Source organism: Hydrogenobacter sp. (assembly GCA_041287335.1).
GTDB lineage: Bacteria > Aquificota > Aquificia > Aquificales > Aquificaceae > Hydrogenobacter.
This window is the reverse complement of sequence record JBEULM010000006.1, coordinates 1-15981: the sequence shown is the minus strand read 5'-3', so window position 1 is coordinate 15981 and position 15981 is coordinate 1. Positions and strand designations below refer to the sequence as shown.

Annotated in this window: 17 protein-coding genes; 5 read left to right on the top strand and 12 right to left on the bottom strand. The window is 40.6% G+C overall.

What is annotated here, in order from left to right; genetic code table 11:
* Positions 1 to 27: 27 nt before the first annotated feature.
* Together secD and ABWK04_00840 are read right to left on the bottom strand one after the other, a co-directional pair.
* Positions 28 to 1521 (bottom strand): protein translocase subunit SecD, encoded by a 1494-nt coding sequence (gene secD, locus ABWK04_00845; protein ID MEZ0360432.1) that lies wholly within the window; start codon positions 1519 to 1521, stop codon positions 28 to 30.
* 11 nt (positions 1522 to 1532) lie between these two features.
* Positions 1533 to 2558 carry a glycosyltransferase N-terminal domain-containing protein gene (locus tag ABWK04_00840; GenBank protein ID MEZ0360431.1) on the bottom strand — a complete coding sequence of 342 codons (1026 nt, stop codon included), beginning with the start codon at positions 2556 to 2558 and terminating at the stop codon, positions 1533 to 1535.
* 96 nt (positions 2559 to 2654) lie between these two features.
* Between ABWK04_00840 and mgtA the strand changes: the two genes are divergently transcribed.
* The gene (gene mgtA, locus ABWK04_00835; protein ID MEZ0360430.1) at positions 2655 to 5342 is read left to right on the top strand and encodes a magnesium-translocating P-type ATPase; all 2688 of its coding nucleotides are present in this window, start codon (positions 2655 to 2657) and stop codon (positions 5340 to 5342) included.
* On the opposite strand, the gene ABWK04_00830 is transcribed toward mgtA, so the two are convergent.
* Both ABWK04_00830 and speD read right to left on the bottom strand, forming a co-directional pair.
* Entirely contained in the window at positions 5339 to 6127 is a 789-nt protein-coding gene (locus tag ABWK04_00830; GenBank protein ID MEZ0360429.1) for a CsgG/HfaB family protein, read from the bottom strand. The genes mgtA and ABWK04_00830 overlap by 4 nt on opposite strands.
* A 193-nt stretch (positions 6128 to 6320) precedes the next feature.
* The gene (gene speD, locus ABWK04_00825) at positions 6321 to 6716 is read right to left on the bottom strand and encodes an adenosylmethionine decarboxylase (protein MEZ0360428.1); all 396 of its coding nucleotides are present in this window, start codon (positions 6714 to 6716) and stop codon (positions 6321 to 6323) included.
* Positions 6717 to 6810: 94 nt separating this feature from the next.
* On the opposite strand from speD, the gene ABWK04_00820 reads away from it, so the two are divergent.
* Together ABWK04_00820 and coaD are read left to right on the top strand one after the other, a co-directional pair.
* Positions 6811 to 7272, top strand: a complete 462-nt coding sequence (locus ABWK04_00820) for an RsmD family RNA methyltransferase (GenBank protein MEZ0360427.1) — start codon at positions 6811 to 6813, stop codon at positions 7270 to 7272.
* Positions 7265 to 7747 (top strand): pantetheine-phosphate adenylyltransferase, encoded by a 483-nt coding sequence (gene coaD / locus ABWK04_00815; protein ID MEZ0360426.1) that lies wholly within the window; start codon positions 7265 to 7267, stop codon positions 7745 to 7747. Before ABWK04_00820 ends, coaD begins: the two co-directional genes overlap by 8 nt.
* 2 nt (positions 7748 to 7749) lie before the next feature.
* Here the strand turns inward: coaD and ABWK04_00810 are convergent, their stop codons facing one another.
* Genes ABWK04_00810 through leuD form a run of 5 tightly spaced genes read right to left on the bottom strand, consistent with a single transcriptional unit; the run spans position 7750 to position 11154 of the window.
* Positions 7750 to 8733, bottom strand: a complete 984-nt coding sequence (locus ABWK04_00810) for a sensor histidine kinase (GenBank protein MEZ0360425.1) — start codon at positions 8731 to 8733, stop codon at positions 7750 to 7752.
* On the bottom strand, positions 8723 to 9370 hold the full coding sequence (locus ABWK04_00805; GenBank protein MEZ0360424.1) for a response regulator transcription factor: 648 nt from the start codon (positions 9368 to 9370) through the stop codon (positions 8723 to 8725). The genes ABWK04_00810 and ABWK04_00805 overlap by 11 nt, the downstream gene beginning before the upstream one ends.
* A gap of 9 nt (positions 9371 to 9379) precedes the next feature.
* The gene (locus tag ABWK04_00800; GenBank protein ID MEZ0360423.1) at positions 9380 to 10102 is read right to left on the bottom strand and encodes a ZIP family metal transporter; all 723 of its coding nucleotides are present in this window, start codon (positions 10100 to 10102) and stop codon (positions 9380 to 9382) included.
* Positions 10103 to 10115: 13 nt separating this feature from the next.
* Positions 10116 to 10658 (bottom strand): orotate phosphoribosyltransferase, encoded by a 543-nt coding sequence (pyrE, locus tag ABWK04_00795; protein ID MEZ0360422.1) that lies wholly within the window; start codon positions 10656 to 10658, stop codon positions 10116 to 10118.
* Positions 10651 to 11154: a 3-isopropylmalate dehydratase small subunit gene (gene leuD / locus ABWK04_00790; protein ID MEZ0360421.1), complete on the bottom strand. Its 504-nt coding sequence runs from the start codon at positions 11152 to 11154 to the stop codon at positions 10651 to 10653. The genes pyrE and leuD overlap by 8 nt, the downstream gene beginning before the upstream one ends.
* A 66-nt stretch (positions 11155 to 11220) precedes the next feature.
* Between leuD and ABWK04_00785 the strand changes: the two genes are divergently transcribed.
* Both ABWK04_00785 and ABWK04_00780 read left to right on the top strand, forming a co-directional pair.
* Positions 11221 to 12351 (top strand): glycosyltransferase family 4 protein, encoded by a 1131-nt coding sequence (locus ABWK04_00785; protein MEZ0360420.1) that lies wholly within the window; start codon positions 11221 to 11223, stop codon positions 12349 to 12351.
* A 27-nt stretch (positions 12352 to 12378) separates the two neighbouring features.
* Positions 12379 to 13722, top strand: a complete 1344-nt coding sequence (locus tag ABWK04_00780) for a glycosyltransferase family 2 protein (GenBank protein MEZ0360419.1) — start codon at positions 12379 to 12381, stop codon at positions 13720 to 13722.
* On the opposite strand, the gene frr is transcribed toward ABWK04_00780, so the two are convergent.
* The 3 genes from frr to tsf are packed head-to-tail and all read right to left on the bottom strand — an operon-like array spanning position 13709 to position 15881.
* Positions 13709 to 14254: a ribosome recycling factor gene (gene frr, locus ABWK04_00775; GenBank protein ID MEZ0360418.1), complete on the bottom strand. Its 546-nt coding sequence runs from the start codon at positions 14252 to 14254 to the stop codon at positions 13709 to 13711. The two genes, ABWK04_00780 and frr, sit on opposite strands and share 14 nt — an antisense overlap.
* Before the next feature lie 41 nt (positions 14255 to 14295).
* Positions 14296 to 15018: a UMP kinase gene (gene pyrH, locus ABWK04_00770; GenBank protein ID MEZ0360417.1), complete on the bottom strand. Its 723-nt coding sequence runs from the start codon at positions 15016 to 15018 to the stop codon at positions 14296 to 14298.
* Positions 15018 to 15881: a translation elongation factor Ts gene (gene tsf, locus ABWK04_00765; GenBank protein MEZ0360416.1), complete on the bottom strand. Its 864-nt coding sequence runs from the start codon at positions 15879 to 15881 to the stop codon at positions 15018 to 15020. Before tsf ends, pyrH begins: the two co-directional genes overlap by 1 nt.
* Positions 15882 to 15981: the final 100 nt, after the last annotated feature.

Genomic DNA, 15981 nt, shown 5'->3' with positions numbered 1-15981 from the left:
ATAACCTGAGTTGGTGCGTACCCCGATTCATATCTTCAGTATCCTGAATTTGGTAAGTAAGTCAAGGAAGAACTTGGCAAAGTAAACGTTTGATATAAAGGAAGCTATACTACCTATGGTCAGAGTTGTCGCAAAACCCTTCACTGGTCCGCTTCCGAACTGAAAGAGTATAAGTGCAGCGATAAGAAGGGTTATGTGCGTATCCCATACAACGCTAAGAGATCTTCTGTAACCAAGCTCAACAGCCTTCCTTGCTGTGCTTCCGGATCTTAGCTCTTCTTTTACCCTTTCAAAAATTAACACGTTAGAGTCAACCGCTATACCCATATTCAGAAGTATACCTGCTATGCCAGGAAGGGTGAGAGTAGCACCCAAAAGTACTAAACCAGCCCACAAAAATAGAGCGTTGAGAAGTATAGAAAGATTGGCTGTAACACCTGCCATCTTATATCTTCCCAAAAGTAGAGCAACAAGAAGCAAAAAACCTACCATGCCTGCTCTAATGCTCTGCTGTATAGCATCCCTTCCTAAGGATGGACCTACCACTGTTTCTTGAAGGAATTTTACGTTAGTAGGTAATGCACCCGCTCTCAGGACTATGGCGAGTTCTTTTGCCTCTTCTGGTGTGAACTGTCCGGTTATTTGTCCCCTGTCTGTTATTCTGCTTCTTATTACTGGAGCCGACATGACCTTTTTATCAAGTACTATGGCAAGCCTTCTCCCTATGTTCTTTTCTGTTGCATCTCCAAAAGTCTTTGCTCCTCTGTCTGTCAACTCAAAGGTTACAGCTGGAGCGCCAAATTCATCACTGCTCGTATATGCTGTTTTTAGGTCCGCACCTGTGATGACAGGCGTTTTCTCCACAAGAAACCACTCCTGAGGATTTCTTGAAGGCAGAAGTTCCGTATCTTTACTCAGCTTCTGCTCAAGTGTCTCTTTTGGACCACTGTCCACTACTAGCTTCAGTTCAAGAAGTGCGGTTCTTCCAATTATGGATCTTGCCTTATCTATATCCAAGACACCTGGAAGTTCTACAAGCACCCTATCACCGCTTACCTTGGTTATGATAGGTTGAACCACACCCAGCTCGTCTATCCTTTTTCTTAATACCTCAACTATCTGACCTGTTACGTTATCTTTTAATTGACTTACCTCCCTATCTTTTAGTTTTAAGAGGATTTTACCTTTTTGGGTTTTGACACTTTCAAATCTAGGAAAGTCCTTACTCACTATCTGAGATACCCTATCAAAGTCCCTTTCGTCAAGGATCTCTACTTTTATACCGTCCTTTCCCGATGTCACATCTAAGATATTTATACCCGCTTCCCTTAATTTTTTTTCCACATCCTTTGCGTACCTCTCATATTCTTGACTTAGAGCGTAATCCATGTCAGGCTCAAGTAACATAGATATACCACCTCTAAGGTCTAACCCTAAATTGACTGGCTTGAAAAGGGTTATACCAACTGAAAGTACAACTAAGAGTAAAAGCGCAAACAAGTTCAGATAAAGGTTCTTCATCCCATTCAACATTATAGCACGTTTCTTATGCTATCAAGGTAGCAAGACCTTATCCTTTCTGATTCCTCATTTATATTCGTCTTATTAAATCTTCTTTTTCCGGTGAGAAGCTCTTTTACAACTATGAAAATATCATTCTCATTCCTAACCAGAAAGCCTGCACCTTTCTGAAGGAGGTATTCTGCCATGTCTCTAACCTTTTCGGTAAAAGGTCCAAAAAGTACGGGTTTGCCGTGATATGCTGGTTCCAAGAGGTTATGTCCTCCCACTGGTAGTAAGGTTCCCCCAACAAAAGCTACATCAGCAAGGGCATACATGTCAAAGAGTTCTCCGAGTGTATCAATAATTAGGATATCCCAATCCTTTCCTTGATAACTTCTCAACGAACACCTCAAGCCACTTGCCATTTGCTGGATCTCCTTTGCTCTTGATATATGGCGTGGAGCTATCAAAAGCTTTATCTTTGGAAAGTAACTTTTCAGTTTTCTGAAAGCTCTGAGTAGGATCTCATCCTCACCTCTATGGGTACTTCCTGCAACAAAAAACCTAAAGTCCCCCTTTTCTATGTTTAACTCCTTTGCTTCCCTCTTTTCAAAAAGGAATTTTAAATTACCGCAAGTTATAACCTTCCTACATCTGTAAGACTCAAACCTCTCTCTATCCATTTCACTTCTGGCAATTATCAAATCAAACCTTTTGCTCATCAACCTTTCATAGATACCTCCCTTTGCGTAAGCGTTTAGCAGAACCTTTCTGACTCTGGTAAATAAAAGCAAGGAAGGCCAAAATTCCCTTTCCACTATGAAGAGTATGTGTGGTCTTATGCGTCTTTCAAAAAGTGCTACCGTAAGAGGCGTGTCCAAAGGCAATCTTTCCAAAAGGTGGTAGTAAACCGATTGTTTTTGAAGATAATCTCTGGCTCTGGGTGAGAAGTAAGTCAGAACTATGCGATAGCCATTTACCAGCTCCCTCAGAATAGGTTTTATCGTGTTGAACTCTCCTACGCTGGCTGTATGAAACCAGAGGGTTTTATCCATAAAACTCTCGGAAAAAAATTATACATGAAGTTTTTATAAAGTTTGAATGTACATTTAAGGAACTTTAAAAAATGTAGAAATATAATACTGTCCCTGATGAAGAAAATTCGTACGGAAATCCTTGAAAAGCTTATTGACTTTTCTAAGAAGAGTCCGATGGAAGTACTTGATGCCTTAGGAAGTTCAACAGATGGACTATCATCTGAGGAAGCCAAAAGAAGGCTTGAGGTTTTTGGTACTAACGAAGTAGTCCACGAAAAGCCTCAACCATGGTACATGGAGTTGGCAAGAGCATTTATAAATCCCTTTATAGGTATTCTTGTATTTCTTGGGATCGTTTCTTATATCACGGATGTAGTTTTCGCACCCCCGGACGAGAGGGACTGGAGCACCATAATCATCATAAGCATAATGGTCTGCGTGAGCGGTATTCTCCGTTTTCTGCAGGAGTATAACTCTAAAATTGAGGCTCAAAAGCTAAAAGCTATGGTTCACACCACCGCACTCGTCAAAAGGAAAGATATAGGTAGTGTTGAGGTTGATATAAAGGAGTTAGTTCCGGGAGATGTGGTGTATCTTTCAGCAGGCGATCTCGTGCCTGCAGACCTGAGAGTTCTTCGTTCAAAGGATCTCTTTATAAATCAGGCGGTTCTTACTGGAGAATCTGAACCTGTTGAAAAGTATGCCCAACTTAAAGAAGAAAAAAGACTTTCGGAGAAGCTCACTTTACTGGATCTTGAAAATATATGTTTTATGGGGACAAGCGTTGTGAGCGGTTCGGGTGTGGGTGTGGTCATAGCAACAGGAGAAAACACTTATCTGGGTTCTATGGCTGAGAGCCTGGTTGGGCATAGGGTAGTGACGAGCTTTGAAAGAGGTGTAAATGAAGTCAGCAAACTCCTGATAAAGTTTATAGTCATTATATTCCCTTTAGTCTTTTTTATAAACGGTTTGACAAAGGGGAGTTGGTTTGACGCTCTCTTGTTTGCTCTTGCAGTCGCAGTTGGTATAACACCTGAAATGCTTCCTATGATAGTGACCGCTAATCTTGCAAAAGGTGCAGTTGCTATGGCAAAACGCAAAACTATAGTTAAAAAGCTTGACTCCATACAGAATCTTGGAGCAATGGATATACTCTGTACCGATAAAACCGGTACTTTGACTCTCAACAAGGTGATCCTCGTAAAGCATATGGATATACATGGAAACGAGGACGATAGAATACTCAGACATGCCTTTTTAAACAGCTATTACCAGACAGGCTTAAGAAATCTGCTTGATATAGCCATTTTGGAATATGGCAAAGAGAAAGGCATGGAAGAGGGTGTTTTAGAGAGAATATACAGAAAGGTGGACGAGATACCCTTTGATTTTGTGAGAAGGAGAATGTCTGTAGTTTTGGAAAGTATAGTTAGAGGAGGTAAAAAGAGGCAACTAATTACAAAAGGTGCGGTAGAAGAGGTTGTGTCTGTGTGCAGATTTGTTGAGTACGAAGGACGTGTTATCCCGCTTACGGATGAAATAAAGACGGAAGTTTTTCAGATGGTAGAAAAATTAAATGAAGATGGTATGAGGGTACTTGCAGTCGCTCAAAAGAATGACGTCCCACCTGAAGGCGTTTTTGGAGTCAAAGATGAGAGCGATATGGTGCTTATGGGTTTTCTGGCTTTTTTAGACCCACCAAAAGAAACAGCTCCATACGCAGTACAGGCCCTCAGATCGCACGGTATAGAGATCAAAATATTGACAGGTGATAATCATGTGGTGACTAAAAAAATATGCAAAGAAGTGGGTATAAAGGTAAAGGATGTTCTTCTTGGTGAACAGATAGAGCTGATGAGTGATGAAGAGCTTATGAAAGCCTCAGATAGTACCACCATCTTTGCCAAGCTGACACCAATGCAAAAGGCAAGGATAATAAAAGTTCTCAAGAGGAAAGGTCATGTTGTTGGGTTTCTTGGAGACGGTATAAACGATGCTCCCGCTATGAGGGAAGCGGACGTAGCCATATCAGTAGATAATGCTGTTGATATCGCAAAAGAATCTGCGGACATAATCCTTTTGGAAAAGAACCTCATGGTATTGAAAGATGGCGTCGTGGAAGGAAGGAAAACTTTTGCCAACATAGTTAAATATATAGCCATCACCGCAAGCTCAAACTTCGGTAACGTATTTTCAGTACTTGTTGCCAGTGCCTTTATACCCTTTCTACCTATGGCTCCTCTTCAACTTCTCTTTCTCAACTTAACTTACGATCTTTCCATGACATCCATGCCCTTTGATAGGGTGGACAGAGAGTATGTTGAAAATCCGAAAAAATGGAACGCACACAAGATAAAGCATTTCATGTTGTGGTTTGGACCTGCAAGCTCAATTTTTGACATCATCACCTACCTTATGATGTTTTTTGTAGTTTGTCCGGTAGTTTTAGGCGGATCATACTACCATCTTTATCCACCATTAAGGAACGAGTTTACCTCACTTTTCCAGACAGGATGGTTTGTTGAAAGTCTTTGGACACAAACCATGGTGGTGTATATGCTCAGGAGCAGAGGGTTACCCTTCTTAGGCAGTTTGCCAGGATTAGCTTTAGTTTTTCTAACCGCAACCGCTCTATTTGTAGGTACCTTAGTACCCTTCACTCCTTTTGGAGAAAAACTCGGAATGAAACCTTTACCACACTTTTATTTCTGGATAGTACTTTTCCCAGCCATCCTTGGCTACCTTCTGCTTGCTCACATACTAAAAAGTAAGTTTATAAGAAGGTACGGTGAACTATTTTAGTTACCCGGTTGTGCCTCTTGTTCCTTGTTGTCTTTTTTAGGAGGGGCGGGTCTTTCTACTATTTTGTCTGGTACGAGTTTTTCCGCTATGGAATTGGCTATTTGTACCACTACATCCCTCGCAACCATATCCAAAGATAGATTTTTACTAACGCTCCATCCACCGCCTGCCGCACCACCTCCTCCCCATCCTGCACCAAACAGTCCCCATGAGGACTTTTCCGAAGTTGCATCAAAGGAATTGGAGAAAGCTATTTCAAGTGTTTCAGGTTTCATAACGTTTATATCAACACCTAATTTTGCTATGTCTTTCTTTACATTTATAGCTCCCAAAATGGGTATTAGTCCACCTCCGAGCGCTCCACCGCTCCTTTCAAGCTCAAGGGCTGTTACGGAACCAAGTATAGTATAATCCACCTTTGGAGGCTTTACCTGTTGACCCGTAGCTTCAAGAAGTTTCTTCATCTTCTCATACTGTTCCAAATCCACTATCTTAAAACAGTTAGTAGCCTTAAGTGCGTTTGTGAGCATGGTAGAGAGCCCTTTACCAAAACCTCTCACTCCACCGCTTCCTGATAGAACCTCATAAAGATAAGCTAATTTTGGCGTTCCCGGATTCACATCCTGACAAGCGTTTGCCTTACAATCAAACTCCATCACCATAACGGAGTATACAGGTTCTGCACACTTGACTACGGGGATCTGCCTCTGTGTTGTCTTCGTATTGCTTTCCTCAGCATAAACTGCGAGTGTGAAAACACCAATACTGAGCAAGGCTTTTTTCATTTCTCTCCTCCTACCTAATTTTTACTTTACATCATATTATAATCCCTCAGAAATATTTTTTTCTGACACATAAAGATCGGATGATAGCCCAAACCCGATGTAATAATTGTCTATGCAAAGGGTACTCTACGAGCCATCTATTGGCTACTACGCTTTGAGTAGCACTCCTCTTACCTTAAAAAATTCTTAAAAGTTAAACTTTAAGCAAGGTACTTCGGAACTCCAAATCCTCGGACTCACCCACCAGCCCTCTCTCAAAAACCTGTTTGTCCACCCTCGTAGGTTCAAGCGATGAGACAATGTAATCCATAGACTTGTACGCCTTTGTGGGATCACCGCACGTATAAACGTCAACTGTGGCAAGCCCATGCTCCGGCCACGTGTGGATGGATATGTGGCTTTCAGCAAGTAAAACAACACCTGTGGCTCCATGAGGGTGGAACTGATAGTAGTGGGATGAGATCTTGGTAAGACCTGCGACTTTGACGGCACTTTCAAGTAAGTGCCTGACATCCTCGACCTTGTCAATGAGGTCGGGATTAACACCGTACAGGTCTGCTAAGATATGCAGTCCGAGGGTCTTTGCCATTTTCTCTCCTCCTGGTCAAGGTTTTTCAGCAGGGCAAAAAGCCTCATAATAAAACACCTCCTTTACAACAGAAAATTAAATTATAATACTTTTTATGGAAAAAGCAAGAAGAAAAAGTGAAATTAGACCTACTTCTTCTTTAGTCAAACAGGCTGTATTTAACATATTAGGAGATATAGAAGATACTTTATTTATAGATCTATTTGCAGGTACAGGACAGATGGGATTTATGGCTGAAGAGAGAGGGGCAAAGGTGATCTTCGTAGAGAAAAATCCAAAACTTGCGAAAGAGATTGAGAAAAAAACTAAAGGAAAAGTAGTAATATCTGATACATTGAAGTTTTTGATGAGCTTTGATGGAACAGCTGATATTGTATTTGCAGATCCACCTTATAACTATGAGAACTATCAAAAACTCATAGATCTTGCTATAAAAATTCTCAATAAAGGTGGATTTTTTATATTAGAGCATAGTAAAAGGGTGAAACTTAACTCGGATAAAAGTAAAGTTTACGGAGATACTGTACTGTCTATATGGAGGAAGAAAGATGATTAAAGTGGTGTATCCCGGAACTTTTGACCCTCCACATCTGGGGCACTTAGATATAGTAAAAAGAAGCTGTGAGATATTTGATAGCGTAGTTGTAGCTATCGCAAAGAATCCAAGAAGACATCTGCTGTTCAGTATGGAAGAGAGGATGGACATGTTCAGAAGGATGGTGGAGTGTTTAGGTGATAAGGTGGAGGTAAAGGGTTTTGATGGGCTTTTGGTTGATTTTATGGCTCGTGAAGGTATAAAAGTGATAGTCAGAGGTGTAAGACTCTTTACAGACTTTGAATATGAGCTTCAAATCGCTATGAATAACTATAAGCTCGCCAAAGTGGAAACGGTTTTTATGATGCCCTCGCAAGACTATATACATATAAGTTCTACCATAGTGAGGGACATAGCTTCTTACTGTGGAGATCTGAAGGGTCTTGTACATATCTATGTGGAAGAAAAGCTCAGAGAGAGGTTTTCCTGCAGGTGAGCTTACCTACCCTTGAGTTTTAGTAAAACAGCATAATGGTTTTTGATACTTATGCGTATTGTACCTCCCTGCCTTTTGACTATCTGTTCAAGTAATATGCTACCTACACCCAGACCCTTTCTTTCGTTGAAGCCTATATCGTTTCTGAATACAAAGTTGACACCTTCATTAGCCTTACACACCTTTATATGGAAAAAACTTTTAGAGTACCTAACACCGTTGCTTATTATGTTGTAAAATATGTCCCGTATGTCACTTTCATCTCCGTAAATGTATACTTCTTTCAGTCCAAGGAAGAGTCTTTTATTTGAAAGCTCTTCCTCAAACTCTTTAAGGGTTTCAAGAATTATGTTGTCAACCCGGAGCCATTCCATTTTCATCTGTCTTTCTTCCCTAAGAACGTGAAGTATAAGGTTCATATCCTTTTCAACCCTCGATAGGCTTCTTTCAAGCCTTTTAAGTATATCCTCATCTTTCACCCTCACTTTCAAAAGAGCCAGATTCACTTTCTGTATCGAGAGGAAGTTTCCGAATTTGTGAGCGACGGATGCTACAAGACTTTTTGTCCACTCCTCCTGTTTTTCTATCTTATTTAGGGAATCCTCAATGATGAGCTGATACACGAGCAATACGAGAAAGACTGTCACAAATTGAGACATAAGGATCACCTTAAAAGGATCCCTCATAAACTTTCTTGCATAATCGGGTTTAACTTTCACATAAATGAACCTTTCCGGAGATGAGGGATTTCTGAAAACGTAGCTTAAGTATTTATCCGTATATTCCTCGCTTATGGTGAAGTTTTGATCACCTTTGTAAGCTCCGTTTGAGATAATGTATGCAATATACTGTGTGTATGCTTGCTGATAAAGGATGTCATCCGCCAAGTTCTTCAGATAGTAAAATATAAGGGTGTTTGTAACGATCAAAGAGATGAATAGAGTCAGGAAAAAGTATGCGAGGAGTTTAAGGCTTCTAAGCCTCAACCTTGTATCCTCTTCCTTTCATGGATATTATGAAGCCTTCGGGTAATACCTTCCTCAAATTTTTTACGTGTGCCCTGACCACCTCGTCCCCTACGGGTTTATCTCCCCACACGTAGTTGAGTAGCTCCTCCGAAGAGACAAACCTACCCCTATTTTCCACAAGATATTTGAAAAGCATCCAGTCCTTTTTTGTGAGATTTAAGGGTTTTCCACAGACGGAGACCTTCTCCTTATCAAAATCCACCTCCACGTCGCCTATTTTTACTATCATATCACGGATCTTCCTTCTGTATAAAGCCTTTAGTCTTAAGAGAAGTTCCTTAGGTTCAAAAGGTTTCGTCATATAGTCATCAGCACCGGTGCTAAAGCACCTTTCTTTATCATCCAGCCTGCTTTTTGCGGTAAGCACCAGTATAGGTGTGTTCCTGTCCTTTTGTCTTATCTCGTAAAGTAGTCTCTCCCCGGGCAAATGGGGCATCACAAGATCCATGATTATCACATCGTAAATGGATGTCACCAAAAGATCAGGAACTTCCCTCGGATCACATACATAATCTACCTGTAGTCCCCATTCTTCCAAATATGCTTTTAGTGACTCCCCCAACAGTTTGTCATCCTCCACCAGAAGGACCTTCACACTTTATTATTATATAGTTGTGTCAAGAAAGAGCATCAACAAAAATCCTATAAGAAATCCTACGGTTGATAGTGTATGAGAGCCTTCCGAATATACCTCCGGGAATACCTCCTTTACAGTTACGTATATCATGGCACCTCCACCTATCCCTAAACCCAAAGCGAGAAATCCCCTAAAGGCTTCAAAGGTGTAAAAACCTAAAAGTGAAAAGAAAGCTTCAATGATCCCACTGAAAATACCTGCCGCTAAAGGAGTTACTACTCCCCTGTTTGCTACCATAAGAGCCAGAGTTACTATGAGACCTTCAGGTATATCCTGAATGGCTATTGCTAAAGCTGTTGCGCTACCTTTTTCAATAGAGTATGCAGAAGACACACCTACTCCAAATCCTTCTGGTATGTTATGTATGACTACGCCCGCAACTATAAGAAAGAGTTTCTTGATCTTCTCACTTTTTATAACACCTTCTGAACCCTTGAGTATATGCTCGTGGGGAAACAGATACTCAATCAGTCCTATCAGAAAAAAGCCAATAAGAATACCTAAGGATGTCTGCCAGAAGCCCCCTTTTTGTATGCCGGGAATTATAAGACTTGTAAAACTTGCTACTACCATAACACCGCCTGCAAAGGAGAGATTTAGATTAATGCTTAACGGTGTTTTCTTAAAAGTAAGAGCCAATAAACTGCCTATGGAAGTACCAAAAAGCAAAAGGATGGAATTTAACCACACATCACCAGTCATTTCACAAAAGTTCTGAGAGTTTAAAGAGGGAATAAAGCTCCAGTCCTTCCCTGTTTACGTTCTCTTTCCCTCCTTCCTCTCTGTCCACGATAGCAAAAACTCCAAGTACTTCAAGTCCCTCCTCCCTACAGGCTTTTACAGCCTTTAAAGATGAGTTTGCGGTAGTTACCACATCTTCAAGAACTACCACCTTTTCTCCAGGTTTTAACAGCCCCTCCACCTGCCTTCCAAGTCCGTGACCTTTCTTCTCCTTTCTGACCACAAAGGGTTTGATGGGATTACCGTCCATGTAAGAAACGAAGGCTACGGAGTAAGCTATGGGATCCGCACCGAGCGTCATTCCTCCAGCACCATCAGGGCTTAATGGCTTTATAGCTTCGTACATTAGCTTGCCCACAAGATATGCGCCTTCGGGATCAAGAGTTATCTGTTTTAGATCTACATAATACCTGCTCTGCTTTCCCGAGGACAGCTTAAAGATAGGCTCATCGGCTATCTTGAGGGATCTTATAAGTATCAGACTTTTTAGCCTGTCCTTAAGCATTACCCTTGAGCTTTTGTTTTGCATACTCCATAAGTCCACCAGCTTTGAGTATAGCTTGGAGTTCATGTGGAAATTTGGTAGCTTCATACTCTTTTCCCGTGGTAAGATTCTTGAGTGTACCCTTCTCAAGGTCAACTTCTACCTCATCACCGTGATTTATTTCATCCACAGCTTGAGGCGCTTCCACTATGGGAAGCCCTATGTTTATGGCGTTTCTGAAAAATATCCTTGCAAAGGACTTGGCTATAACCACTGGTACACCAGCATACTTTATAGCTATGGGAGCGTGTTCCCTTGAAGATCCTGAACCGAAATTTTTCCCAGCAACGATTATGTCACCTTTTGCGTGTTCTTTGGCAAAATTTGGGTGTTCTGAATCTTCCATCACGTGTTGAGCAAGTTCGTTAGGGTCAGAAGTATTTAAATACCTTGCGGGTATTATCTGATCAGTATCCACGTTATCTCCAAACTTCCAAACCTTTCCTCTTATTACCATGTCAACATTATACACTACTTTTGTTATAATATAATAGTAGTAGCTACCAAAAGTGCTTTTTATGGCATGAAGGTAGCACAGGTAGGTCCTTTAATTTACAGGATACCACCCGAAAAGTACGGCGGTACAGAACTTGTAGTTTACAATTTGTTGAAAGGGTTAAGGGAAAGGGGGATAGATTGTGTTCTTTTTGCTACTGGGGATTCACATGTGGACTGCCAAATTATGCCCATCTGTCCTCCCTTAGGCTGGAGGGATGAAGAAAAAATAGCTTATTACGAGTATTTGGAATCATGCCATGTATTATCAAAACAGGAGGATTTTGATATTATACACATTCACTTTTATCCCCACAATCCTCAGTGGTTTTTCTCACTCCCCCTTTTCAAAAAGCCGGTAATATTTACCGTACATTCCTTACTGGAAGGTTTTAAAAAAATGTACAGAAAGTTTCCTCATCTCGCACACGCACCCATTGTATCTATATCGAATGACCAAAGAAAACCACTACCCTTTGCCAATTATATAGCAACTGTATATAACGGTATAGATGTAAGCATCTTCCCATACGAAGAGAAAAAGGAGAATTTCTTAGTTTTTGTAGGAAGAGCTGTATTTGAGAAGGGAGTTGCGGAAGCTATTGAAATAGCTAAGAGGCTCGGGAAAAAACTTTATATAATTGCAAAAGCGGATACTCCTCAAGAAGAGGAGTACCTTTCAAAATACGTAAAGCCTCAGGTAGACGGCAAAAGGGTGATCTTTCTCGGAGAGCTAACCTTCAGTGAAAAGGTAGAATATCTCAGCAAGGCTGAAGCCTTTATATTCCCCATGCAGTGGAGAGAACCCTTTGGTCTTGTGATGATAGAAGCGATGGCGTGCGGAACACCCGTTTTCGTAACTGATAGAGGATCGGCCAAGGAAATAGTTATTCACGGGAAGACTGGAGCTTTGATAAAAGCAAGAAAAAAACCGAAGTTTATGGATGAAGAGCTTATACAGGCTTTCGTAAAAGCTTATAGGCGATACATAGACAAGGTGGATCCTAAAGAGTGTAGAAGGCGTGTTGAAGAAAACTTTACATACCAAAAAATGACGCAAAGCTATTTAGAAGCTTACGAAAAAGTTATCAAGAATTGGGAAATCATAAGAAAAAATATACTCTCTAATAATCCTACCTTAGCGCTTAACAAACTTTAGCCGTCTTCTTAGTTGGGAGGTCGGCTTATGGATTGGATCGTTTTTATATTGGGTTTATTACCATATACTTTAGAGATATATTTTCTGAGCTTTGCGCTAAGATATAAAAAACCACAGCCTACGGATACTATTCGAAAGCCTTTCGTAAGTGTACATGTTCCAATACACAAAGAACCACCTCATATAGTAATAAATACTTTAAAAAGTTTGAGCGATCAAGATTACAAAAGTTATGAGGTACTTGCCCTTGTAAATAACACACCTCAAATTGATCTTAGAAAACCCATAAAGGATTTTTGTCAAGAAAAAAGTAGTATTTTAAGATATTATCACATACAGACTTCCGGCTACAAAGGAGGTACACTTAACGAGGCTATACATCTGTCAGATCCTAAAACCGAGATAATAAGTGTAGTAGATAGCGATTATCAAGTATCTAAGGATTTTATAAAAAAAGGTGTTGGCTTCTTTGAAGGCAATACTGCTATAGTACAGTTTCCTCAAGATTATAGGGATTTTCCTGATACGGTATTTTTCAAAGCTATGTACATTTCTTACAGATACTTTTTTGCGGTAATAATGAGAATGTGTCACGTGTTAGGTGCTGTAGCTTTTATGGGAACTGTAGGCTTTATAAGAAGTGATGCTATAAAAAAGGCTGGAAATTGGAGCGAAGAGGTTTTAACGGAAGATAGTGAAGCTGGTCTCAGGATAGTTTTAAGAGGATTTAAAGGTAAATATATAGACGAAAGCATAGGAAAAGGTTTGATGCCTTTAAGTTTCTTTTCGTGTAGGCAACAGAGATTCAGATGGGCATATGGAAATGCTCAAACATTAATAAAACATTTCTTTGCTCTTACTTTCGGAAAGGAGTTAAGCTTTAAACAGAAGATAGCTTTTTGGATTCAAAATACTGTTTGGCATACACCTCTCATAATTTCCTTATCTCTTACATTTTTTTCTTATCTTAGTTATCTGTTTAGCCATTTTGGTGCAGGTTTATTAACAGGCTTTTTAATTTCAAGGGTATATAGCTTTCTTTGGCTTTACAGAAAGATAGATAAACTATCTATTTATGAGTCTATTCTTGGATTGATATTCTATTTGTCGCTATTTTTCCCAATGAGTTATGCTCCAATGAGAGTTTTAATACCTTCTAAAGTGTCCTTTTATCGGACTCCTAAAATCAAACAAAGGGAAAGTGCAAAATACTTTGGTGAAATATTCATGCTTTTTCTAACATTTCTCTTATTTTTGGTATCTATAAAAGAAGGTAAATGGATAAATGTTTACACTTGTACTCTTTCCATAATTTTCTTTGCTTGCTTCTTCTGGATTGTTAATAAGGGTAGGTCTTCTATGCTCCCATAATTTCTCTCTCTTTCGCTTCTGCGATCTGATTTATCTGTTCTATGTACCTATCTGTTAGCTTCTGTAGCCTATCCAAGCTTCTCTTTATCTCGTCTTCGGAAATGCCTTCAAGGTCTTCTATCATTTCCTTAGCATCTCTGCGTATGTTTCTGACAGCTACTCTCGCCTCCTCCGCCATCTTGTGAAGCAGTTTAACAAGCTCCTTTCTCCGTTCCTGTGTGAGGGGAGGTAACGTGATTCTAAGCGTGTTTCCATGCCTTTGGGGATTCAAACTGAGTTCTTCCATAATGGTTTTTTCTATATTTGATACCGCATTAGCGTCCCAAACCTGTATAAGTATCTGGTTTGCTTCAGGTACGGAAACGCTACCCAGCTGTTTTAAAGGAACTTTTGATCCGTAGTATTCCACTTTAAGTTCCTCAACGAGTGCCGTACTTGCCCTTGTGGTCCTTAATCCCGCTATCTCGTTTTTAAAGTGGTTTAGAGCCTTTTTCATGTCCTCTTCGGCACTGCTAAAAATGTCTTCCATCATCACAAAACCTCCACCTATTTTTTTAATTTTCCTAAGCTTGCCTACCTCACCAAAGAACCCACCTTCTCTCCCATAATAGCTCTTAGCAAGTTGCCTGGCTTTTTGATGTTGAGTACTAAAATGGGTATTCTGTTTTCCATGCACATGGTCATTGCTGTGTGGTCCATCACTTTTATGCCTTTGGTTATAGCTTCAAGATAGGTGATCTCTTCTATAAACTCAGCTTTAGGATTTTTGAGTGGATCTTCGGTGTATATGCCGTCCACTTTTGTTGCCTTGATTAGGAGGTCTGCTGATATCTCCGCAGCTCTAAGGGCCGCCGCGGTATCAGTGGAGAAAAAGGGGTTACCAGTACCTGCTGCGAAAATCACAACCCTGCCTTTCTCCAGATGCCTTATAGCCCTTCTCCTTATATAAGGTTCAGCTACCTGCCTCATCTCTATGGCCGAGAGGACTCTCGTGGGTATTTGAGCGGTTCTTTCCAGGGTGGACTGAAGAGCCAGAGCATTTATAACTGTTGCAAGCATACCCATATAATCACCGGTTGCCCTGTCTATGCCTATCTCAAGCCCCTCTATGCCTCTGAAAATATTACCCCCACCTATCACCACTGCCAACTGCACACTGCGATCGTAAAGGGATCTTATCTCTCTTGAGATATAATCAAGAAAACTGGGACTTATCCCATAATCTTCGTCACCAGCAAAAGCTTCACCTGAGAGTTTTATAAGAACCCTCTTATATTCAGGTTTTTCACCTTCCATCAAATGCCACCGAGTTCGTACCTCACAAATCTCTTTATCTGAATTCCCAAAGCATTTTCTCCCAGATACTGACCCACAGTCTTTTTTTCCTCCTTTATAAAGGGCTGCTCTAATAGTACCTTCTCCTGATAGAACTTCTTGAGTCTACCCTCAACAACCTTGTCTATGATGTTCTCAGGCTTGCCTTCCTGTCTCGCCTGTTGTGCGAAAATTCTCTTTTCCCTTTCTATGACTTCTGCAGGTATGGAGTTTACATCCACGTACTCAGCTTTCATTGCTGCTATCTGCATGGCTACATCCTGAATCACCCTTAAAACCCTATCGTCCATCTTATCTGATCTGTAATCTACAAGAACACCCACCCTACCTATACCGTGTACGTACGCGTGTACGTAGCCGTCCGTGTCAAATCTCGTGAATCTTCTGAGCTGTATATTTTCCCCTATCTTCGCTATAGCTGACTTTATAACCTCCTCCACACTTTTGGTGGGATCTTGATAATAAGCCTGTTTTAGAATGTCTTCACCTGTACCTTCTCTGTTGGCATTTTCCGAAATTTGAGCTATATGTTTGGCTATATTCAGGGCAAGCTCGTTGAAATGTTCGTTTCTGGCAACGAAGTCCGTTTCACAGTTTAGTTCTATTATCACCCCGACTTTTCTGTCCTGCGAAACGTAAGTCTGTATAATTCCTTCCTTAGTTTCTCTACCCGCTTTTTTCTCGGCTTTTGCAAGCCCCCTTATCCTGAGGATCTCCTTTGCCTTTTCTAAATCCCCACCCGCTTCCTCAAGAGCCTTTTTACATTCAAGCATCCCTGCTCCTGTCATTTCTCTAAGCGTTTTTACCATCTGCGCACTGACCATTTTTCTACCTCCATCACTCTACTTCTTCTGCCCCTTTATCTATATATTCGTACTTTTCTGACATCTCCATAGCCTTTTCAAAGAGTGCCTTTTCTTCTTC